Raw genomic sequence first — 21,316 nt, forward strand, 5'->3', positions numbered from 1 at the left:
TTGAAATGTATATTGGACCTACAGACTAGGTTAATTGAACGCGGTAGAGATGCAATACTTTGCGTCTCGTCGTTGAACGATTGAAACTGCGCTTAACTAAACAACATCAGCAACCGGAGGTCAACGAAGCGAACGCCGAGACGCAAAGTATTGCGCCCCTACCTTGTTCAACTGTTAAAATCAAAAAAAGCCCCCTAGCGCAGTAAAAACTCTGTTTACTGGAAATACTGCCGCGTGAAGTCCTGAGCGTACGTTTTTACTTGATCGCGCACAGCCCGGAATTGGTTTAGTATTTCCTCAGCGGTGCCAGTAGCTTTGGCGGGGTCGGGGAAGTTGTGGTGCAGTTTGGTGGCCGATGAGGGGAATATTGGGCAGGCCTCGTTGGCGTTGTCGCAGACGGTGATAACGAAGTCGAAGGGCACGGCGGCGTATTCATCCACATGGTTGCTGGTGTGGTGCGTTATTTCCACGCCGTCTTCCTGCATCACTTGTATAGCCTTGGGGTTGACGCCGTGGGTTTCAATGCCGGCGCTGTAAACATTGGCTTGCTCGCCCAGCATTTCGGTTAAGTAGCCGTGCATAAGCTGGCTGCGGCAGGAATTCCCGGTGCATAGCACCAGCACATTTTTCTTATCAGACATAGGAAGAGGGAGTTAATAAGTGCTTATGCTTGGGGCGCCACCGTCCGGCCCGCGTACCAGCGGCGGCGAAACCAGAAGGCTACATTGACCAGTGCAATCAGGGCCGGCACCTCGATTAGTGGGCCGATGACGCCGGCAAAAGCTTGGCCCGAATTCAAGCCAAACACGCCGATGGCCACGGCAATAGCCAACTCGAAATTGTTGCCGGTAGCGGTAAAGGCAATGGAAGCATTTTCGGCATAATCGGCCCCCAGCCACTTGCCCGCGGCAAAGCTGATGACGAACATAATGCCGAAGTACAAGGCTAGTGGCAGGGCCACGCGCAGCACATCTAAAGGAATCCGCACAATCAGCTCACCCTTCAGGCTGAACATGACCACGATAGTCAACAGCAAGGCAATCAAGGTGATCGGGCTGATGGCGGGAATAAAAACCTGCTCGTACCAGGCGTCGCCCTTGAGGCGGCGCAGCACGTAGCGTGACAAAAAGCCCCCCACGAACGGAATTCCCAAATACACGAGTACGCTCTGGGCAATATCCCAGATGCCGATGTTCACGGCGTAGCCTTTCAACCCAAAGTAAGGCGGCAGCACGGTGATAAACAGCCAGGCCAGCACCGAGTAAAACAGCACCTGAAAAATGGAATTCAGAGCGACTAAGCCGGCAGCGTATTCGCGGCTACCGTCGGCTAAGTCGTTCCACACCAGCACCATAGCAATGCAGCGGGCAATACCAATCAGAATCAGGCCCATCATGTATTCGGGCTTGTCGGGCAGCAGCCAGATAGCCAGAAAAAACATGAGCAGCGGCCCCACCAGCCAGTTCAGCACCAGCGACAGGCCGATGATGCGCGTGTTTTTGAAAACCCTTGGCAATTGCTCGTACTTCACCTTGGCCAGGGGCGGATACATCATCAGAATCAGGCCGACGGCAATGGGCACGTTCACGGTGCCGACCGTGAAATAATCTATGGCTTGCTCTACGCCCGGCACGAGGTAGCCCATTGCTACGCCCAGCCCCATTGCCAAGAATATCCAGAGCGTCAACCCTTTATCGAGGCCCGAAAGCTTTTTTTGGGCTAGTTCTTCGGGCGGAGGACCGGGCAGGGTCGGCGGAGTTGACTTCATGCGGTGGCAGTTCTTAAAAGCTCAGAAAAAAGCCCCCCAGGCTCAACTGCCGGCAAGCGAACCAGCGGGAAGCGGAACTAGCTCCATGGTTCGGGCCACGTGCTCGGGCCGAACAATGCCCTGCGCATAAGGCGAGTTGGCCCCCGAGTCGTACTTATCGAGATAAGCTTGGCTGATGCGGGCGCTGAGTTGGGGCAGATCGGCGGGTATCAAGGCGCGGACGGGCACTATTTGGTCGCCACAACGGATGGCGCCGAGCGGGTTGGCAGTGAAAGCGTTGAACCAGCTTCTTTCAGCCAGCCCCCACGAGCGCGCAAAAATCCGGTCGTCGACGACCACCATCCAGATATCGAGGAAGGCTGAGCGGTTTTGACCCGCCCGGATGCCAACTAGATTATGCTGCCGAATGTAGTCTTGAGGGGAAAGCACAGCGGTGGTCATGTTAGCGTAAATGCTTTGTCGGTTAGACTAGCAGCAGCTGCCGCCGGGTGTGCAGGCTGCTGCGGTCGAGGTGGCCGGCGTAGCGTCCATTAGTGTGAAAGCCATGGGCGCGGTCGTCAGGATTTCTTCGGCTACCGGCGCAGCTTTGGCGGCCGGCGCGATGCAGCACTGGCTGCTGCTGGCTTGGTCGTACTCCTGCTGATAGCGTGGGTCGTTGAATTCGGCGTCTTCGTGGAAGTAGTATATCTCCCACTCCACGCCGTCGGGGTCGTTTACCCAAAACTTATCCTGCTTAGCGTAGCAGCAGCTGGTGCCCATTTCCTCGCGGGCCACTAGGCCGGTTTTGCGCGCTACGGCCAGGCGCTGCTCCATCTCTTCTATGGTTTCAACCTGAAAGCCCAAGTGGCCGAAGTTGCTGGCCACGCGGTCGGGATTTTCGACGAAGGAGATAATCAATGAAGGCTTGTCGAGCACATATTTGGCGTAGCCGCGCCGGATTTTGGTCGCCGGCTGCCCAAAGAAAGCGGTGTAAAAGTTAACTGTAGCGGTTAGCTCCGACACGTACAGGGAGATGTGCATGCGGGGAAAAACAGCGGTTTCCATGGCGTTAAAGGTTGAAGTTTAGCGGATGACAATTAGCAGCAGGAGCTACCCGGCGCGCAGGCGCTGGTAGCCGTGGACTCGACAAAAAAGGCCGTGAACTGCTGGTGCACCTGGCGCAGCAACTCAGTGTTGAGGCAGTAGCACACAGTCAGGCCGTCAATCTCGCCCCGAATTAAATCCAGGGCTTTGAGCTCCTGCAAATGCTGCGAAACCGTGGTGCGTGAAAGTGGCAGTTCCGCCGCGATGTCGCCGGAGATGCAGGTTTGTTTAGAAGCCAGCAGCTGAATAATGGCTACCCGCGCTGGGTGCGCCAAGGCTTTGGCTACGCGGGCCAACTGCTGTTGCTCCTCGGTAAAGGCGGTGGTTTTGGCGTAAGTCATATGCGAACTATGAAGTATGACGCAAATATACGACATATTATAACGTATGTTTACGTCATAGTCGAATTTCTCATCTCACTACTCCAGCTTTTTACCCTGCGAGGATTGGCCCATCTGAGGTAACATGTTGTTTCAATGGATGAAAAGACCTAACGCTATATTGTAAAACGCTGCTTGTTGCACTGCTAGAAAGCCCCCCAGCATACTAATCGGTTACAGTACTAACCAAAAAGAACGCCTCGACTTGTGTCCGAGGCGTTCTTTTTGGTTAGTATGAGATACATTAATAAGTCACGTTGGCGCCTGCTATAGGGTAGATGGGGTCTTCCTGAATGTTGACGTCGATGATGGAGCCGGCGCGGCTTAGCAGCACGCGACAGTCGGGGCTGAGGTGGCGCAGGTGGAGGGTTTTGCCGGCTCGGTGGTAGCGCTCCGTCAGCTTGTTCAGGGCTTCGATGGCCGACATATCGGCTACACGGCTTTCTTTAAAGTCGATGACCACTTCAGCCGGGTCGTTCTGCACGTTGAACTTCTCGTTGAAGGTCTGAATTGAGCCAAAAAACAGGGGACCAAACATTTCGTAGTGCTTCACGCCGGCCTCGTCGGTGTACTTACGGGCCCGGATGCGGGTCGCGTTTTGCCAGGCGAACACCAGCGCCGCGATGATAACGCCAATGAGCACGGCCAAGGCCAGGTTGTGCAAGGCCACGGTGATGCCTGTCACCAGCACCATCACGAGCACATCGGAGGCGGGCATCTTGCCAAATGTTCTCAGCGAAGCCCACTCAAACGTGCCCACGGCCACCATAATCATGAGGCCTGTGAGGGCCGCCATCGGCATGCGCTCAATCAGCGGCGCTCCGAACATAATGAATATCAGCAGCATAACCGCCGCTACCACGCCCGACAGACGGGCGCGAGCCCCGGAGGATATGTTGATCAGGCTTTGGCCAATCATGGCGCAGCCGCCCATACCAAAGAAGAAGCCCGAGGTGATGTTGGCTACGCCCTGAGCCACACACTCCTTATTGCTACGTCCCCGCGTTTCGGTGATTTCGTCGATCAGGTTCAGGGTGAGCAGGCTCTCAATCAAGCCCACGCCCGCCACAATGGCAGCGTAGGGGAAAATCAGCGCCAGCGTTTGCAGCGTGAAGGGCACGGCCGGAATGTGAAACGGCGGAAAGCCCCCCTTGATAGAAGCAATGTCACCGACGGTTTTGGTATCGATGCCGAGGCCAATGACCAGCGCCGACACTACCAGAATAGCCGTTAGCGAAGCGGGCACCACCTTCGTTAGGCGTGGCAACCCGATGATTATGGCGATAGTGAGGCCCACCAACCCTAGCATGGTGTACAGGGCCGTGCCCGTGAGCCAGCTGACCGCGCCCGCCGCATCAACGGTCTGAAACTGCACCACTTGGGAAAGAAAAATGACGATTGCCAGCCCATTGACGAATCCAAACATGACGGAGTGCGGCACGAGACGGATAAACTTCCCCAGTCGAAAGACGCCCGCCAGCACCTGCATACTGCCCGCCAGAATAACGGTAGCGAAGATGTACTCTACCCCGTGCGTTTTAGCCAGGGCCACCAGCACCACCGCCACAGCGCCGGTCGCGCCCGAAATCATGCCGGGGCGCCCACCCAGCACAGCGGTAATGAGGCCCATTACAAAGGCCGCGTACAAGCCCACCAGCGGCGGCACGCCCGCAATCAAAGAAAAAGCCACCGCCTCGGGTACTAGCGCCAGCGCAACGGTCAGACCGGAAAGAATTTCGTTTTTATAACTGACTTTATATTGAGTAAAATACTGAAGAACCTGCTGCATGGAAAACGGAAAATAGGGCAAAAGAAAAGCCGCACGCACCCGGTAGGATGCGGCGGCAAAAGCACTTATCCCCGTATTCAGGGTGGACTAAGCTTGAAGCGAGGAGTAGTTTGGTTTTTCATGCGTGCTGACAAAGGTAGGCCACTACACCCACATAGGCAGTTTAGTTCGCCGCCCAGCCATCCGGGCCAACTGCTGAATGGGTTGGCTACGGCATAAGTTTGGAGTGTCTGGGAGCAGTGTTTCAGAGTGGAAATTGCCCCCCAGACGTCAAAGCGCAAGCAGGAAAGGCAGTTCATGCTTGCACTTTTATTCCACCGCCAGCACCAGTCCCTTCAGATACTCGCCTTCCGGGTGAAACAAGCTCACCGGATGGTCGGCGGGTTGGGTGAGGTGGTGAAGCACCCGCACCTGCCGCCCCGCCTCGATGGCCGCCGCCAGCACCGCGCCCTGAAACAGCTCGCGGCTAACTACCTGCGAGCAGCTGAAGGTAAACAAAATGCCCCCCGGCGCGATGCGGCGCAGGCCGGCCGCGTTCAGGCGCTTGTAGCCCATCAGGGCATTGTGCCGGGCCGAGAGGTGCTTGGCAAAGGCCGGCGGATCGAGCACGATAAGGTCATACTGCTCTTCGCTGGCTTTCATGAAGGTGAATACGTCCTGAGCGTAAGCGGCGTGCTTGTCTTCCAGGCCGGTGAGGGCGGCGTTGCGCTCAGTTAGCTCGATGGCGCGCTTGGAGCTATCCACGGAATGCACCAGGGTAGCGCCGGCTTGCAGGGCGTACACCGAAAAGCCCCCCGTGTAGCAAAATGTATTCAGCACGCGCCGGCCGGCGGAGTAGCGAGCCAGCAAGTCGCGGTTGTCGCGCTGGTCGATAAAGAAACCTGTTTTCTGACCGGTTTCCCAGTCTACGGCGAACGGGTGAGCGTTTTCGTGTACTAAGTGCTCAGTGCCGGTAGAGCCGCCCAGCAGGTAACCGTTCTGAGCGTCGGGCGCGGCTTTGGCGGGTACGGTTTCGGCACTTTTATCGTAGATGGCGCGCAGTTTATCGCCCAGCACTGCTTTCAGAGCTTCCGCAATCTGGGGGCGGGCCAGGTACATGCCGGCGCTGTGAGCTTGCAGCACGGCCACATCGCCGTATACATCTACGATAAGGCCGGGCAGGCCGTCGCCCTCGGCGTGAATCAAGCGGTACACGTCGGTAGCACTGCTGCCGGAAGGCTGGGGGGCATTTTCAGCGTTTTCCGCAACCGGCTGCTTCGCATTTTCTCCCTGACTTGTGAGGCCCAGACGCTGCCGCAACTCGTAGGCGTTGCGCAGCTTTCCTTCCCAGAAGGCCGCATCCGGCTCGGTGGCTTCAGGACCAAAACCTAGCATACGCACCGCAATAGAGCCCGGCGCGTAGTGACCCACTCCTAGCTGTTCGCCATTTGAAGCCTGCACTATTACTACCTCGCCTTCCTGGGGCTGGCCCTGCATACGGGCAATGGCTCCCGAAAATACCCACGGGTGCAGGCGGCGCAGGGATTGATCTTTACCAGGTTTGAGGGTGACGATGGCGGGCATAGCGGCGGGGAAAACAAATGAGTCTGCAAAGGTCGGCAATTCGAGGGCTTTCACCCGCGCCCTGGTTTTCTTTTTCTAGTAAATGGACACATTTTGATAACCTCGTTTCGTTTCCAAGGCGCTCATCCTTTGCGTATTGCTCTACTTTAGAGCTACCAAAATGACGGCCGACCTGAACGTAGGACATATTCTGTTGTTGGCCTTGGCCGGACTGGTGATGTTTCTGTACGCCGTCAACCGCCTGTCGCTGGCCTTGCGCTCGGTGGTGGGCGAGCGGGCGAAAACCTTGCTGCAGAAGTTCACCCACAACTTGTTCGCCGGTATTCTGACCGGCACGCTGGTCACGGTGCTGCTCGACTCATCTTCGGCCGTTATTATTATCGTTATTGCCTTGGTTAGCGCTGGGGTCCTCACGTTTCGGCACGCGCTGGGCGTGGTGCTGGGGGCCAATATTGGCACCACCATTTCCAGTCAGCTATACGCGTTCGACTTGGGCGAATACGCCGCGGTGGTGATGGTGCCCGGCTTTTTGCTCCTGATGCTAGGCAAGCGCAAACGGGTGCGTACGGCCGGGCGGGCCCTTTTTAGCTTTGGCTTGCTGTTCTTTAGCCTATACTTTATTGGCGAAGCGGTGGCCCCTCTCAAGAACAGCGTAGCCTTCCGCGACTGGCTCCACGGCCTCGAACATCCCCTGAAAGGGGTACTGGTAGGCGCGGGTGTCACTTTTCTGATTCAGTCGTCTTCCGCGACCGTGGGCATGGTGGTGGAGTTTGCCTCCAAGGGCCTAATGACCTTACCCGCCGGCGTAGCCGTAATGTTAGGAGCCGAGCTAGGTACCTGTTCCGACACCCTACTGGCCACTGTCGGGCGCGGCCGGGCCGCCCTAAAAACGGCTGTTTTTCATCTGGGCTTCAACGTACTGACTATCACGCTGGGGGTGTTGTTCATTGACGCCCTGGTCGGGCTTGTAACGCTCGTGGCGGGCCAGGCCCATGTGGAGCGCCAGATTGCCCACGCCCACGTATTGTTTAATGTGCTAGGCGTGCTTCTTTTTGCCCCCCTGGTACCACTAGCCCAGCGTCTGCTCGACGCTTGGCTGCCGGATAAAGTGGTGGAGAAAAAGAGTAAAAGCAAAAGACTTCAAGCTACTCCCGCTTAAGCCATACGCGTTGGGCTCACCGAAATAGTCGCCGATAAATCGGTTTGCGCCAGGCAAATTGCGCCCACATAACGGGGTAAATCAGCGCATCCAGCACTGGCGAGATGGTCCGATATTCTACGGCGTCAATAATCTCAGTGCCGCCGTCGGGAGTGGGCTGCATGAGGTGGCGGTGGCGCCAATAGCGCAGCGGGCCGGGCAGCTTTTGACCTTCATCCACGAAGAAATGGGTGCCGTTGGGCAGCACGCCGTCGTCGGTAATCAGGCTGGTCCAGCGCTGGCTGATGGGACCCACTACCAGCTCAATTTCCACTTGGTCGCCGCGCCGGCTGCCGTCGAAGCGATGCAGGCGCATTTGGGGGAACGGGGGCGCCAATTGCAGGAAAAGCTCGCGGGTGAAGCCGGCCATAACCTGAGCCGGTGGCTGGGCTACGCGGGTGCGGAGGGTGAGGTGCATACCAGTATCCAACCGCTTCGCGCAAGGTTAAGTTACGACACCGCGAAAAAGCGGCTCTGGGGGGCTTTTTTGATTTCCCTTCGCGGTCAGGTAAGGCTTTGCCTCTGGCCTGCGCCGGCGGGTGAGGCATTAAGCCAGCACCCTTAGGTTTATTAGCGCTTCCGAAGGAATAAGGTGCGACAACCTTCTCGCGGCCCCTACTTCAGTAGAGTGCAGGTAGGTTGCGACTATTTTCTTGTCTATCCTGCATCAGTAGCGCATTCTCTTAGCTAAAAATGCCCCCTAGGCAGCTGCCACGGACCACGAATCTTTAGCTTGGTCCGCTTAGGCTGCATCGTGGTCTTGCTGGAGCGATGCACAACAATTAGGGTCTTTTCTTTCGCTATCTGCCTTTCTGTATGCGCCTTCTGTCTACTCTTTCCCGCTTTTCCCTGTTGGCTTTATTGCTGAGCACGTCTCCGCTGCTGGCGCAAACTACTCCGGCCAAAACCAACGACACTACCACGCCCCTGCACTTACTCAAGCCCGATTACCCCATTCCCTACGGGCAGGTAAAAGCTGAGGAAGTAAAGCAAGTGCTGGACCGCGTGTACAATTACCTGAACACCGCCACGCCCGCCGAGCTAGTCGATAAAAAAACCAACGCTCCCCTCCCCGACCGGCGCAAATTCTCGCCCGACGCCATCATCCGCCCCGGCGACTTTCGCCTCACCAGCTACGAGTGGGGCGTCACGTACGCGGGCATGCTGCGGGCCAGCGAAACCACCGGCGACCCCAAATACGCCGCCTATACGGTTAGCCGCCTGAAGTTTTTGAGTGAGTTAACGCCTTACTTCAGCGCCTTCCAAAAAGCCAACCCGGAGGCGCCCACGCCCATGCGCTCGGTGCTGTACCCCAAGGCTTTGGACGATGCTGGCTCCCTGTGCGCGGCCATGATCAAAACCCAGCGCGCCAACACTTCCGCCGACCTGCGCCCCATGATCAACAACTTCATGGACTTCATCATGACCAAGGAGTTCCGCCTCCCCGACGGCACCCTAGCCCGCAACCGCCCCCAACCTAACACGCTCTGGCTCGACGACTTGTACATGAGCGTGCCCGCCCTGGCCCAGATGGGTAAGCTCACCGGCGAGCGGCGCTACTACGACGAGGCCGTGAAGCAGGTCACCCAATTTGCCCCCCGCATGTTCAATCAGTCGAAGGGGCTGTACATGCACGGCTGGGTGCAGGAAATGACCGTGCACCCCGAGTTTCACTGGGCCCGCGCCAACGGCTGGGCGCTACTCACCAAAGTGGAATTGCTCGACGTGCTCCCCGCCGACCACCCCGGCCGCCCAGCGGTGCTCGAGCTGCTTCGCGCCCACGCTCGCGGCCTCGCTGCTCAGCAAGCCGGCAGCGGCTTCTGGCACCAGCTCCTCGACCGCCCCGATTCCTACCTCGAAACCTCCGCCACCGCCATCTACGCCTACGCCATTGCCCACGCCATCAACCAGGGCTGGATCGATGCTAAAGCCTACGGTCCCATGGCCCTGCTGGCCTGGAACGCAGTCAGCACCAAAGTAAACGCCCAAGGTCAGGTAGAAGGCACCTGCGTAGGCACCGGCATGGGCTTCGATCCGGCTTTCTACTACTACCGTCCTGTGAATCTGTACGCAGCCCACGGCTACGGCCCCGTACTGCTAGCCGGCGCCGAAACTATTCAGCTACTTAAGCAGCACCCGTACGGCATCAATGACAGCTCGGTGCAGACGTTGAAGTAATTTTCAATAGTGTACCTTGTTACTTGAATGTTTGAACCGAATTCTTTCGTGTTTCCCCATAAAGTGACACAAGGCCTGCGATTCCTTTTGGGCTTAATAATCACGTTTGCAGGATACTTTATCTTGCAATTTTTGGGAGCTTTCGTATGGTTTTTTACTTATTGCTGTGGAGCCAATAGTGATGACGCCACCTTTAGTATAGGGGCCGTATGCGTCGCTTTACATATAGGCATACTTTGTATTCAATTTAGAAAGCGGATTTTGTACACCACTTGGTGGGTATGGGCAGTTAATGTTGGATTGGCCGTTGGGCTCTTTATTTATTTAGAGCTTTATCATACTTACCAATATTGAGAATCATAAAGCCCCCCTTAAAATGAGGGAGCGAAATACTTAAAGACACAACAGATTAATATAGAAATACTTGCCATTGCCTTCACTTCACCGCCACGTCCCACACCTTCGACATGCGGGATTTTCCGTCTGGCCCTTCCACGTTCAGCACGACGATGTACTTGCCCGCTTCTTTGTAGCGGTGCACAGGGCTTTGCTCCTTGGAGGTGGTGCCGTCGCCAAAATCCCAGTGCCAGCGCTTGATGTTGCCGCGGCTTTGGTCCGTGAAGGTTACCTGGCGCCGGGCCATATCAGTTACGCTGAACGACCATTGGGCTTCTAGCTTCGGCAAATACTTCTCGGCCAGGGGCATGAGGGTAAAAATGGTCCCCAGGCTGGAGTTGCCGTACATCTTGTGATTTTTTGACAGGTTCCAGAAGCCTTTTTTGCGCTCGTCGTCTACGTCGTCGTAGTCAATAACGGCCCAGGTGAGGCCGATTTTCTTGTTATCGGTCAGCACTGACTCGACGGCTCGCGCGGGTCCTTCGGCTCCAGCGTAATCAAAGGGCGTAATCCAGAACTCAGCAATCAACTTGCCGGGTTGGCCGGGCTTGAAATCATAGGAGTAGGCGATGTTGGCGTAGGGCAGCTCTTTAATCCAGGGCTGACTGCCCCAGGCCAGCGCCCAGTCTTTACCCATGGCCGGGGTGAAAATGTGGTAGTTCTGGGCGTGCACGCCGTGGAAGGCAAAGTAGCGCTCCATCAGCGGCAAATCCTGGTTGGGGTGCTGCTCGGCAATGAGCGGCCCACCCGACAAGTCCCCATCAACTATAATTTCGAAGGTGTCGTTGTGCAGACCGGGTTGGGAGAAATCCCAGTAGTCATCGTAGGCTTCGTACAAGAAATAGAGGCGGTTTAGGCCCTTCACCCAAGCCACGCGCACTTTCACGTCGAGGTTGGTGGCGTCGGGTTTGGGGTAGCGCTTGGAGTCGTCCCACAGCTGGTCGGTGCCCACGATGTACTCGCTGGGGAAGCTGTCCCAGTCGTCGGTCTTGCCGTCGATGCGGGGAATCATGTTGGCCGGAAACTGGTAGACTTTGTAACCTCGGTCTTCCTGCGCGAAAACTTCAGTGCTCAGGCCGCACAGGAGCAGGACCAAGCTAGCTTCTTTAGCGGCGGCGGCAATAGCCTTAAAATAGCGCCTCATCATAAAGTCTCCGTTGTTAATCTTTCCACACCAATACGTCGGCAGTGTTGAGCACCTTGTTGCCAATCAGAATTTTAGCCTGCGCCGGCACGGCCACGGTGTAGGGCCTCTCGCCGTAGTTTACCCCCACCCAGAATCCGTCGCGCCAATCAATCAGCACGCCTTCGGGCAGGTCTTCGATGGCAATACCGGCCCGCTCATACACTTGGCGCAGCACGGCCTTTTCGAGGGCGCCGTCGTCGGTATCGGGGCCTACGTAGGTGACAGTGCCTTTGCCCAGCTTGCGCGAGACCACTGCCGCTTTACCGGCGTAAAACTGATTGGTGTACGTAGCCCAGACTTTGGTGCCGGGCATGGGCTCCAGCACGTCGGCCCAGTTGTTCCAGGCGTAAGATTTGCCACCCAACTCGATGCTGCCTTGCACCGACTCAGGCAGCAGGTCGTAGAGCGGGATTTTAGACCCAATCAGCTCCACTATCGGCCCGGCCCATTGAGCTTCCCAGAGCTTCCCGGTGCGGTCTTTCTGGCCCGTGCGCGTGCTCAGCACCAAGTGGCCGCCCTGCTGCACGTACTGCTTCCAGCGCTCTACCAACTGCTTGTCCAGCAGCTCGTAGGCAGGCGCCACCAGCACCGGGTAGCGCGTAAAATCCTTGTCTTCGGTGATTATATCCACGGGCGCGCCGGCCTGCTTGAGCGCACCATAGTAGCGCTTCAGGTGGCCCATGGAACTCCACTGGTCTGTTTGGGGCTGATTATCCATTTCCCAGCGGTTGTCGGCATTGTAAAGCACCGCTGCTTGGCGTCGGCGGTAGGCAGCCGGCATCGCGGCCTTGGCGTTGTACTGGCGCTGCACCTGCTTCATTTCCTTAATGACGTTGATGTACTCCAGGCCGCTGGTGCTGGGCGTCACGCCATCCGTGCCGATGATGCCGTAGTGGTACTGCTCGCCCCCCACCAAAGGCTGGCGGAAACGGTAGTTGCACACCAACCTGTTGCCGCCTACGAATGCATGCCAAATCCACATCCGCACAGCGCCAGGCAGTGGCTGGGGGTTGAACCTACCCCAGTTCACTTGGCCCGGCTGCAATTCCATGACGCCCGTGGTGCCATTGAAGGAACGGAAAAGGTCGTTGGCAAAAGCAATACTCGTGGGCGAACCCAGCCGGAAGCCTTGGACACCTAGGCCAGGGTCGTTGCCAGCCACTAGGTATTTAGTGTAGGTCACAAAATCGAGACTGGTAATATGGGTGGGGTCCACCTCGACGTGCTCGGGCATGAGGTTGGTCGTTATCCATTGCGTAGGGGCAATGTACTTGCGGAGCAGTTTGTACTGAAAGCTTAGGAAGTCATTGGCCTCATCGGCCGAAAATCGCTTAAAGTCCAGCACGGCGTGCGGGCTGGGCTGAGCGATTAGCTCCCGAGGGTTGGGGATGCGCACCTGCTCAAAATCGCTGTAGCGGATACTCCAAAACGCGGTGCCCCAGGCTTGGTTGAGCGCGTCGAGGGTGCGGTACTTGGTTTGCAGCCAGCGCCGAAAGCTGGCCTGAGCAGCCGGGCTATAATCGTACTGCCCGTAGTGTGAGGGCTCGTTGTCCAGCTGCCAACCCCAGATGCGCTTATCCTGACCGTAGTGCTTGCCAATGGCCTCCACCATGCGCTGCACGTATTGCCGGTACACGGGGCTCGACCACGAAATCTGCTGGCGCGAGCCGTGCTGCATGGTGCGGCCCTCGGCGTTTACCATCAGCACTTCCGGGTGCTTCTGCACCAGCCAGGCCGGCGGCGTGGGCGTGGAAGTGCACATGATGATTTTCAACCCGTTCTTGTGCGACAGCGCCACGGCTTCATCAAGCCAGGTGAAGTCAAACTTGCCTTCCTCCGGCTCAATAAACGCCCAGGCAAACTCACCGAAATGCGTAAACTCAAACCCAACTTCGGCCATCTTCTTGATGTCCCGCGCCCAGTTCTCACGCGGCCACTGCTCGGGGTAATAGTAGGAGCCAATGGTCATTAGCTCGTCCTTCGGAAAGAACTGCTTATTCGCCTGTGTGTTGCTCTGCGCCAATCCAGGGGCAGCCCCTGCCATCGCAAGCGCGAAAGCGCTGCAAATGATTTTTAAGACATTTTTTCGGAAGCCAAAAGCCTTCATAGAACACACATTAATTGACCGTCATGCAGAGCACAGCGAAGCATCTCGCGTGCTGACTCTGGATTAGTAATCCTACAACCGCCCGCGAGATGCTTCGCCCCACTCTGCATGACGTTCGGTTTATTACAGACTGCCTAAAAAAAGCCCCCGGGCCTATTTGTACTGCCGTTTCAGCCATTCTTCCGGAACGGGAATGATGCAGATATTCATGCTCCGGTTGTCATCTGAAAGCATGGCGGATTGGATCTGAATTTTGGTGCCGTCGGGGCTCATGGTGGGGTGGGGATGGTCGGCGGCGGTTTGCTTGTGGCCGGCGGAGAGCAGGAGCATTTCGCGGGTATGGCGGTCAATCAAGTAAACGTTGCGGGCGAAGTCGTCGCCCACGGCCCAGCGGCCGTCGGGGGAGCCACTCACGTGCCAGAGGCCGCTGCCGCTGGGGGTTTGGCCGGCTATCATCACCTCGCGGGTGCGAAAATTGACGATGGCCAGCCCCGTGGGTTTTTCGCGCGTCCCCGACGGGCCCCAGGCGGCTTCCTGACCGGGGTTTGCCCCGCTCACGGGCGTGCCGGCTGCTGCTTCCGTGGTGGCGGCTGGTATTTTGCGGTGGCCCATAATGGCCATAGCCGTCTCATCTTTAGAGATGATGGCCTCGTGCGTCACCCATTCATATTCTGACTCTGGGTAGAGAGGCCGCAGTCCTGTACCGTCTGCGAGCACCGTCCAGGTGCGCTGGGGCGACTTGCCGCCGGTTTCCCAGCAAAAAACCAGCTCGCCCGGCACCCACGGATTGGTTTGAATATGGCCAATCTGGAACGGCACCGACACAACGTGCTTGATGGCGCCGGTCTTGATATTCATGCCAGCAATGCCCGAGGGACCGGCGCCCATGTTGCGGGGGCCAAAATTGGGCTCCAGCTTCGTTTCGGGGGCCAAATGCCGGGCAGCTTCTTCCTTGCCTACACGAAAGTAAGCCCAGGCTTCGTCGCCGTCGAGGGCCATGTCGCCGCCGGCTTGAATGGCTGCCGGCGTGGTGCCGCACACCCGCTGGTAGGTTTTGGCTGATTTTACTTTTCCGGCTTGGCTATCAGCAAATAGCTTAGCCAAATCCACCTCAACGATTTGCAAGGATGTGGGCGCGAGCGGGCCTGCATCGGCCTCTTTCGCAGTGGCCGATTTGTCGGGCGGGCGACGCATAAAGTAGAGCTTCATTGCATTGCGAGCCACGTTTAGCATGCCCGTATAGCCGCCTTCCGTGACCTGCACCATGTCGCCGGTTTTCTCATTCACTGCCATAGCCTCCCCTTTCACCCTGCCCGAGCGAAAAATCAGCCACTGGCCGTCCGAAGTCCACTGGTTGTGAGTGGGGTAAATCTTGGAGTCGCCAACTGGGGTGCTGGTCAGGAAAGTGAGCATAGTGCCCGTGACCGGGTCTTTCACAACTTTTCGCTCCGAAGGAAAGCGCCGGCCAATCTGGGCCTGGGCATTATCCGAAAAGAGAACGGCGGCGCTCAGCAAGGCAAGGGTAACATAACTTTTCATGGCTGGGGGGCAAATGGCAGTTTACAAATCCTTGGATTTTACTTGGCGCAACGTCTGGTTTTTGAGCCCCTCACTGTCGCGCACCACCACGTTACTAACATCCTGTAGTTGCATAAGCGGGGCCGTGGGGGGCTTTTTCGCTGTCAGGTGTTGGAGCGTGGCGCCCTGCACATCCATTAGCACGAGGGCGGGCCGCGTTTCGGTACCCAAGAAGTTGACGCTTACATTGTGCAGCTCAATGTTCTTCACGTGCCGGATGAAAAAGCCGTAGGCGGGTAGTATGCCGAACTTTTGCGGCTCCGGGTAGTCCTTCTCGTGCTCGGGCACTACTTGTTGAATGGCGCTGGCATCGGGGGCTTCCAGGGGCTTGTACCAGATACTGATATTGCTCAAACGCACGTCCTCGATGGCATGGCTGGGCAAGCCGCTGATGAGCGTAGCGAAGCGCGAATCGGCGTTGTACACGTTCACGTTGCTGATGTTGATGCGGCGCAGCTTGCCGACTTCTGTGCCGGTTGGGGCCCGCAGCCGCCCACCCAGGCGCAGAAAAATCGGCGCGTTGATGATGTCGCGCATGGTGATGTTGCTGATGGTCACGTCCTCCAGCAAGCCGCCGTCTACGGTTTCCAGCGCCAGACCCCGACAGTACTCAAACACGCAGTTGGTGATGGCAATATTCTTGAACCCGCCGTTCGACTCAGTGCCGAATTTAATGCGGCCGGTGGGCCCTTCCTTGTCCGGCACTAAGTGGGCTTCCTTGCGCTGATAAGTACCGTTGAGCATCGTACCCCGGTCGTAGCCACTGACTTGACAATTGGTAATAGTGACGTTCTCGGTAGCGCGAGCATAGCCCAGCGCAAACGAGCTTTTCAAACAGATGGCGTCGTCCCAGGGTGAGTTGATGGTGCAGTTAGATATCCGCACGTTGCGACAGCAGTCAATATCCAGCGCATCGCGGTTCGTGTCAATCTTCAGATTGTCGATGGTGAGGTTATCCACGCCGGTGGCGAGCAGGGCAAAATGCCCCCCAAAGAGCACCGTGAAGTCTTTGAGCATCACGTTGCGGCAGAGCTTCAGGGCAATGGCCTTATTGCCCACCGGCGCGCGGTGCGGGCCCTCCCGCGTCAGGCCGTGGCCGTAGATGGTGCCGGGGCCGAGAATGGAAATATCAGTCAGGTTTTCGCCCCAAATCAGGCTGTTATGCCAATGGCTGTGCCCAAAATCCTGGAAAGCGTTGCCCGCGCCCGGCTCCGGGACGTCGTAGCCGACGTCACCCACCGGTGTAGCCGCCAATAGCGTCGCGCCTTGGTCCAGGTACAGGGAAATGCGGCTTTGCAGCCGAATGGAGTAGCTGCGATACGTGCCGGCCGGGAAGTACACCGTGCCCCCACCCGCCTTAGCCGCTGCGGCGATGGTCCGGTTGATGGCATCAGTATCGAGGGTGGCGCTGTCGCCCTTGGCGCCGTAGTCGCGGATGTTGAAATTGCCCCCTTGTGCGGCGCCCAGCGCCCCTACATAGTTCAGCAGACATACGAGCAATAAAACGGCGCGGCGCATTAGTTCTGGGTTAAGCTACCGCCCATTCATCTTGAGGCCTTGCTGTTCGGCTTTTCCCTAAGTCGGGGGCACAGCAGAAAGCATTAGGCAGGCGGCAGTGCAAGAACTAGTTATCTGCCCCTCCCACTCTCCTGTACTCTGCTGATTGAGTGGCCGCGCTTCCATCATTGAGGAAGACTCGTAATCCCGGGCGGTTTGAGCTGCTAAAATTGAGGTAATGACGAATTGATTGCTCAACTGTTAGCTCAATACAACTAGCTGAACATAGGTTAGCCCCGGCGAACCCGCAAAAGCCGCTTGTGATGACACAAGCGGCTTTTGCGGGTTCGCCGGGGCTAACCTACTTTATATGCGTAAAAACTGAAACCGCGTTAGCGTACCGTGAAGCCTTTAGCTTCCCAAACAGGTACGTTTTGAGTGCGAACAAAGCGTGTTTCAATATGGCCCCAGGCATCCTGCTTGTACATCACCGTCTTACCCTGTTCACGGGTATGCAGCGCCACCAGATGGTCGGCGTGCGAGAGGATGGGGAGGTTAGCAGATTCGAGGGGCTTGCGCGCACGAGGGCGCTTCAGAGAAGTAGACATAGGCAGATAACGACAATGTAGGACAAAAAGGCTCAACAAAAGCGTTTTAATTTTGTTGGAATTACATTTTCGTCATTTCAGACCACCTGAGGCCTATTTGCGAATCACTTTACTTACGCCACAACATCCAAACTAGTCAAGATTCCGCTAGCTTTTATTTAAACACAAGCTTCAGCTAAGGCAAATAGGGCTTGAGTCGTCAAGAAGAAGTACAGCTTTAAGTATTCAGCATATTCAGCAAATTGTGCAGGCCCTCGATTAATACCGGCAACTAAAAGCGTTTTCGGGCTTACAAAAAACGTTGGGCGCTTAATCAGCGAGACGTTTATAATGCGGAAATGCTGCTGGTTTTGTATCTTCTACTACCCAAACGCAACTCCAGTCGTTGTCGACGGCGAAACCCCGTTGTGCGCGGGCCGCTATGTTCTATCAATTGATATACGTGAGCCGGGTCGTGGAACCACTAAGTAGCGCCGACCTAAAGTCCTTAGTGGTACACGCCCGCAACTTTAACAGCATCCATCACATCACGGGTATTCTGTTCTACGACGGCCAGCATTTTGCCCAGGTATTGGAGGGTGCGCGGGAAGAAGTTGAGAGCTTATATGGCCGCATTCAGCAAGATTCACGGCACCGCCAGGTAACCATAGTTACGCGTACCACGCGCTCCAGGCGGGAATATCCGCATTGGGGCATGGCTGGTCACTTGCTAGCAGCATCACAGTTTGCTGAGCTCCTAAAGTGCCTGCCCGAAGAAAATCATCCGGCGCCGCGCTCACTCCGGACTAGGCTAGACACTTTCGTAGTGAATAGCCAGCGCATGTAGAAAATCTTGTGGTGCGCTAAACTGCTAACCACTGCGCGTCAATTTCAGCGTGCCCGGCCTAGACTGTTTACCCCAATAGCTCCTCAATATCCTCTTTGGTCAGGCGCTTAATGATGGCCTCATCCGTAGAAATCAGGTCGGTAACGAGCTGAATCTTCTTGTTTTGCAGGGCTAAGATCTTCTCCTCTACCGTGTTCTTGGTGATAAATTTATAGGTGAACACGGTACGGCGCTGCCCGATGCGGTGGGCTCGGTCTACGGCTTGAGCTTCCACTGCCGGGTTCCACCACGGATCTAGGATGAATACATAGTCGGCCGCCGTCAGGTTCAGGCCCACACCCCCAGCCTTGAGTGAAATCAGGAACACGCGCAGCTCTTCTGTTTCCTGGAAGCGAGCAACTTCCTGGTGCCGGTCGCGGGTGTTGCCGTCGAGATAGGCGTAGTCAACTTGCCGCTCATCAAGGGCTGAGCGCACGATGTCTAGGTGCTTTACAAACTGACTGAAGACTAATACCTTATGCCCCTCAGCTACAACGCTACGAATCATGCGTACTACCTCGCGCAGCTTGCCTGATTCGGCCTCGTAGGTTTCGTCGGCCATGCGCGGATGGTTGGCAATCTGGCGCAGCTTGGTTAGGCCCTGAAGCAGCATAAACTGGGTGCTAGCCGTGCCATGCTCCTCAATATTGCGCAGAATCTTATTGCGATAGTAGCTCTTAGTTTCCTCGTAGCACTGAGCCTGCTCGTCGGTCATGGGGCAGTAGCTGAGGTGCTCGATCTTAGCGGGCAATTCCTTAGCTACCTGCGCCTTGTGCCGCCGCAGAATAAAGGGCTTAATAAGAGCGTGAAGCTTGCGCGTCTTGGTTTCATCCTTGCCTTTCTCGATGGGCTTGAGAAACTCTTTACGAAAAAACGCCTGCGAGCCAAGCAAGCCCGGATTGATAAACGACATCTGCGACCATAAATCCATAGTGCTATTTTCCACCGGCGTACCGGTCAGAATAAGCCGGTGGCGGGAATGCAGGCCGCGCACCGCCTGTGAGGTGGTGGACGATGGGTTTTTGATAGCCTGCGACTCGTCCAGAATAACGTAGTCGAACTTATAGGTTTTGAGCAGTTCCGCGTCGAGGCGTACAATGCCGTAGCTCGTCAATACTACATCGTAGTCCGAGAACTGTTCTACGTTCTTGTCGCGGTAGGTGCCGGTATAAATAAGCAGACGCAGGCTGGGCGCAAATTTAAAGGCTTCGCTCATCCAGTTGAATACCAGCGAGGTAGGCATTACCAGCAAAGAGGCCGCACCGGTAGCGTCGCCGCTTTCTTTGCGTTGAAGCAGCAGGGCCAGGGTTTGGATGGTTTTGCCCAAACCCATATCGTCGGCCAAGCAACCGCCAAAGCCATAGTCTTTTACAAAATGTAGCCAATCATAGCCGGCCTTCTGGTAAGGCCGCAGTTTGCCTCGGAAGCCAACGGGCATAGCTTGCTCCTCCACCGTCTCGAAGCCCCGCAGGCGCTCCAGTTTCCGCGACATCGTGACGGTAGCCAGGTTGCCATTCTGCAGGTCGGATACTAAGGCTAGGTGGTGCTTACGAAGCGTCAGCGTGTTATCCTTTTCTTCTGAGAACGCGAAAAGCTCCAAGTATTGCGAAAACCACTCCTCCGGAATAATAGCAATCTGCCCGTTAGGCAAGCGGTACTCGTGGCGGCGCCCCAAAATGTAGGAACGCAGCTTTACGAAGGGAATTTCAAACTCGCCAAAGCGCACGGTGCCGTGTACATCAAACCAATCGTTGGCTTCGGTGATGCCGACGTGCACTGTAATGGCGCCAATAAAGTAATCCTTATCGGAAGTAGTGCTTTGCTGCACCGTGAAGCCCAGGCGCGACAAATCCTCCGCGTGGCTGTGGAGCCAGCGGAAGGCCGTGGCTTTTTCGAGCACGGCCCGGCCGTTGCGTACTTCCAGCGCCCGATCAGCCAATTCCTGAATCATGGCCTCCTCGTGGTCGATGTTGCGGATGAGGCGATGAAAAATGTAGCTGTCGGCGGTTTTTTCCAGTTTCACACTCACTCGCTTGTCAAAGCTATTGGGCACGGTATGGTCGCCATAGCGGAATGATAGATCGAAGTGAATATGGCCGCCACCACTAGACGACGTTGTTACGGGCGCACTGGGGGGCAAATTCGCCCCCCGGCCATTGCTGCGAGCGGGCGCTTCCTCGGTTACGACGACCGCGCCGGGCACGTCGGAGAAGGTGAGCTGGGGACGGGCCACGTAGCGCTCCGAGCGGATATCAAAGCCGCGGGCGTGCACATCAAAGGACTCGACGAGCGGCGCCACAAAGCGCTGGAAGTAGCTGTCTTCTACTTGGCGAGGAATAACAATAAACTTCTTGTTCAGAAACGGTTGCAGCTTCTTGCCATCCACATCGTTGCGGAAGCTGTAGAGCACGTCGCTAACTAAGAGCCAAGCGGGCTGCGCACTAATAACAACTGCGTTTTTAAACTGAAAATCAAGCTTTTGCCCTTTGTACTGAATAGTCGGGAAGTAGTGCGTGTTATCCTCGTTGCGCCGGAAGTGAAAGAGTACCGAGGCGGGCTCATCGGCCAACGAGATTTCGCGCCACGTGGGCTCACCATCTTTACCCATGATAAACACACATTTGCCCCCCAGACGAGCCAGAATCTGTCCCATGCGCTCTTGCACGTAGCGGGCAATTTGTTCTTGTAAGCCTTTATCGCCTTTCTCCGGGTCGTATATTTTTAGGAAGAAATCGGCGGGAGTGGTTTTTTTGGGCCAAAATTCTTTGAGCACACAGTCCTGCTGAATTTGGTCGGTGAGGGCGACGAGTTCAAAATCAACTTCGTCGAGGCCGGCCGCAAATTCGGGGGCGTTTTTAGTCGAAACGGTCTGGTGCTGCAGCGTAAGCTGCCCGCGCGGGTTGCGCTGGACTACGTACGACTCAAATAGATAGCCTAAATATTCGTGTTCTAGCAGCGAATAAACTATTTGAAAAGGTTGTGAAGTAGAGACCTTCATAATCGGCGCCAACGTGGCGTAGCAATCAATGACAAATACCAAATATTAACTTTTCTGGCGAAAAGTCAGGTATAATCTGCCACTAATTATTGACGATGCAGATTATAAGCCAGCTGTAATAG

17 protein-coding genes are annotated in these 21,316 nt (G+C 56.3%); 3 read left to right on the forward strand and 14 right to left on the reverse strand.

Features of this window, described 5'->3' with window-relative positions:
• Positions 1 to 215: 215 nt before the first annotated feature.
• The 7 genes from ACW9KT_RS00520 to ACW9KT_RS00550 form a co-directional block, all read right to left on the reverse strand.
• Positions 216 to 641 (reverse strand): arsenate reductase ArsC, encoded by a 426-nt coding sequence (locus tag ACW9KT_RS00520; RefSeq protein ID WP_457077408.1) that lies wholly within the window; start codon positions 639 to 641, stop codon positions 216 to 218.
• Positions 642 to 664: 23 nt separating this feature from the next.
• Positions 665 to 1,768, reverse strand: a complete 1,104-nt coding sequence (gene arsB / locus ACW9KT_RS00525; protein ID WP_457077409.1) for an ACR3 family arsenite efflux transporter — start codon at positions 1,766 to 1,768, stop codon at positions 665 to 667.
• Positions 1,769 to 1,810: 42 nt separating this feature from the next.
• Positions 1,811 to 2,197, reverse strand: a complete 387-nt coding sequence (locus tag ACW9KT_RS00530; RefSeq protein WP_457077410.1) for a DUF2255 family protein — start codon at positions 2,195 to 2,197, stop codon at positions 1,811 to 1,813.
• Positions 2,198 to 2,236: 39 nt separating this feature from the next.
• Positions 2,237 to 2,812, reverse strand: a complete 576-nt coding sequence (locus tag ACW9KT_RS00535) for an ArsI/CadI family heavy metal resistance metalloenzyme (protein ID WP_457077411.1) — start codon at positions 2,810 to 2,812, stop codon at positions 2,237 to 2,239.
• Positions 2,813 to 2,844: 32 nt separating this feature from the next.
• Positions 2,845 to 3,192, reverse strand: a complete 348-nt coding sequence (locus ACW9KT_RS00540; protein WP_457077412.1) for an ArsR/SmtB family transcription factor — start codon at positions 3,190 to 3,192, stop codon at positions 2,845 to 2,847.
• Positions 3,193 to 3,475: 283 nt separating this feature from the next.
• Entirely contained in the window at positions 3,476 to 5,020 is a 1,545-nt protein-coding gene (locus ACW9KT_RS00545) for a SulP family inorganic anion transporter (protein WP_457077413.1), read from the reverse strand.
• 309 nt (positions 5,021 to 5,329) lie between these two features.
• Entirely contained in the window at positions 5,330 to 6,583 is a 1,254-nt protein-coding gene (locus tag ACW9KT_RS00550; protein WP_457077414.1) for a class I SAM-dependent rRNA methyltransferase, read from the reverse strand.
• Between the two features lie 136 nt (positions 6,584 to 6,719).
• Here ACW9KT_RS00550 and ACW9KT_RS00555 point away from each other — a divergent pair, with 136 nt between their 5' ends.
• Positions 6,720 to 7,742 (forward strand): Na/Pi cotransporter family protein, encoded by a 1,023-nt coding sequence (locus tag ACW9KT_RS00555; RefSeq protein ID WP_457077415.1) that lies wholly within the window; start codon positions 6,720 to 6,722, stop codon positions 7,740 to 7,742.
• A gap of 16 nt (positions 7,743 to 7,758) precedes the next feature.
• Here ACW9KT_RS00555 and ACW9KT_RS00560 read toward each other — a convergent pair whose 3' ends face one another.
• A complete protein-coding gene (locus ACW9KT_RS00560; protein ID WP_457077416.1) occupies positions 7,759 to 8,199 on the reverse strand; it encodes an SRPBCC family protein in 441 nt (146 codons plus the stop codon).
• A 398-nt stretch (positions 8,200 to 8,597) separates the two neighbouring features.
• On the opposite strand from ACW9KT_RS00560, the gene ACW9KT_RS00565 reads away from it, so the two are divergent.
• A complete protein-coding gene (locus tag ACW9KT_RS00565; protein ID WP_457077417.1) occupies positions 8,598 to 9,959 on the forward strand; it encodes a glycoside hydrolase family 88/105 protein in 1,362 nt (453 codons plus the stop codon).
• A 436-nt stretch (positions 9,960 to 10,395) separates the two neighbouring features.
• Here the strand turns inward: ACW9KT_RS00565 and ACW9KT_RS00570 are convergent, their stop codons facing one another.
• The 5 genes from ACW9KT_RS00570 to ACW9KT_RS00590 all read right to left on the reverse strand — a co-directional run bounded on the left by ACW9KT_RS00570 (position 10,396) and on the right by ACW9KT_RS00590 (position 17,331).
• A complete protein-coding gene (locus ACW9KT_RS00570) occupies positions 10,396 to 11,502 on the reverse strand; it encodes a PKD domain-containing protein (protein ID WP_457077418.1) in 1,107 nt (368 codons plus the stop codon).
• Between the two features lie 13 nt (positions 11,503 to 11,515).
• Positions 11,516 to 13,585, reverse strand: a complete 2,070-nt coding sequence (locus ACW9KT_RS00575) for a beta-galactosidase (RefSeq protein ID WP_457077419.1) — start codon at positions 13,583 to 13,585, stop codon at positions 11,516 to 11,518.
• Between the two features lie 216 nt (positions 13,586 to 13,801).
• A complete protein-coding gene (locus ACW9KT_RS00580; RefSeq protein ID WP_457077420.1) occupies positions 13,802 to 15,187 on the reverse strand; it encodes a hypothetical protein in 1,386 nt (461 codons plus the stop codon).
• A 21-nt stretch (positions 15,188 to 15,208) separates the two neighbouring features.
• Positions 15,209 to 16,744: a rhamnogalacturonidase gene (locus ACW9KT_RS00585; protein ID WP_457077421.1), complete on the reverse strand. Its 1,536-nt coding sequence runs from the start codon at positions 16,742 to 16,744 to the stop codon at positions 15,209 to 15,211.
• A 371-nt stretch (positions 16,745 to 17,115) separates the two neighbouring features.
• Positions 17,116 to 17,331: a hypothetical protein gene (locus ACW9KT_RS00590; RefSeq protein ID WP_457077422.1), complete on the reverse strand. Its 216-nt coding sequence runs from the start codon at positions 17,329 to 17,331 to the stop codon at positions 17,116 to 17,118.
• Between the two features lie 421 nt (positions 17,332 to 17,752).
• Between ACW9KT_RS00590 and ACW9KT_RS00595 the strand changes: the two genes are divergently transcribed.
• On the forward strand, positions 17,753 to 18,157 hold the full coding sequence (locus ACW9KT_RS00595) for a BLUF domain-containing protein (RefSeq protein WP_457077423.1): 405 nt from the start codon (positions 17,753 to 17,755) through the stop codon (positions 18,155 to 18,157).
• Between the two features lie 67 nt (positions 18,158 to 18,224).
• Here the strand turns inward: ACW9KT_RS00595 and ACW9KT_RS00600 are convergent, their stop codons facing one another.
• The gene (locus ACW9KT_RS00600; RefSeq protein ID WP_457077424.1) at positions 18,225 to 21,194 is read right to left on the reverse strand and encodes a DEAD/DEAH box helicase; all 2,970 of its coding nucleotides are present in this window, start codon (positions 21,192 to 21,194) and stop codon (positions 18,225 to 18,227) included.
• Positions 21,195 to 21,316 lie beyond the last annotated feature (122 nt).

This window comes from Hymenobacter sp. HD11105 (genome assembly GCF_054051685.1).

What these genes read in the sequence shown, in the direction of transcription:
- ACW9KT_RS00520 (WP_457077408.1), bottom strand. Translation starts at nt 641, where the DNA reads ATGTCTGATAAGAAAAATGTGCTGGTGCTATGCACCGGGAATTCCTGC.
- ACW9KT_RS00570 (WP_457077418.1), bottom strand. Translation starts at nt 11,502, where the DNA reads ATGATGAGGCGCTATTTTAAGGCTATTGCCGCCGCCGCTAAAGAAGCT.
- ACW9KT_RS00600 (WP_457077424.1), bottom strand. Translation starts at nt 21,194, where the DNA reads ATGAAGGTCTCTACTTCACAACCTTTTCAAATAGTTTATTCGCTGCTA.
- ACW9KT_RS00560 (WP_457077416.1), bottom strand. Translation starts at nt 8,199, where the DNA reads ATGCACCTCACCCTCCGCACCCGCGTAGCCCAGCCACCGGCTCAGGTT.
- ACW9KT_RS00550 (WP_457077414.1), bottom strand. Translation starts at nt 6,583, where the DNA reads ATGCCCGCCATCGTCACCCTCAAACCTGGTAAAGATCAATCCCTGCGC.
- ACW9KT_RS00545 (WP_457077413.1), bottom strand. Translation starts at nt 5,020, where the DNA reads ATGCAGCAGGTTCTTCAGTATTTTACTCAATATAAAGTCAGTTATAAA.
- ACW9KT_RS00565 (WP_457077417.1), top strand. Translation starts at nt 8,598, where the DNA reads ATGCGCCTTCTGTCTACTCTTTCCCGCTTTTCCCTGTTGGCTTTATTG.
- ACW9KT_RS00540 (WP_457077412.1), bottom strand. Translation starts at nt 3,192, where the DNA reads ATGACTTACGCCAAAACCACCGCCTTTACCGAGGAGCAACAGCAGTTG.
- ACW9KT_RS00575 (WP_457077419.1), bottom strand. Translation starts at nt 13,585, where the DNA reads ATGGCAGGGGCTGCCCCTGGATTGGCGCAGAGCAACACACAGGCGAAT.
- ACW9KT_RS00585 (WP_457077421.1), bottom strand. Translation starts at nt 16,744, where the DNA reads ATGCGCCGCGCCGTTTTATTGCTCGTATGTCTGCTGAACTATGTAGGG.
- ACW9KT_RS00595 (WP_457077423.1), top strand. Translation starts at nt 17,753, where the DNA reads ATGTTCTATCAATTGATATACGTGAGCCGGGTCGTGGAACCACTAAGT.
- arsB (WP_457077409.1), bottom strand. Translation starts at nt 1,768, where the DNA reads ATGAAGTCAACTCCGCCGACCCTGCCCGGTCCTCCGCCCGAAGAACTA.
- ACW9KT_RS00590 (WP_457077422.1), bottom strand. Translation starts at nt 17,331, where the DNA reads ATGTCTACTTCTCTGAAGCGCCCTCGTGCGCGCAAGCCCCTCGAATCT.
- ACW9KT_RS00535 (WP_457077411.1), bottom strand. Translation starts at nt 2,812, where the DNA reads ATGGAAACCGCTGTTTTTCCCCGCATGCACATCTCCCTGTACGTGTCG.
- ACW9KT_RS00580 (WP_457077420.1), bottom strand. Translation starts at nt 15,187, where the DNA reads ATGAAAAGTTATGTTACCCTTGCCTTGCTGAGCGCCGCCGTTCTCTTT.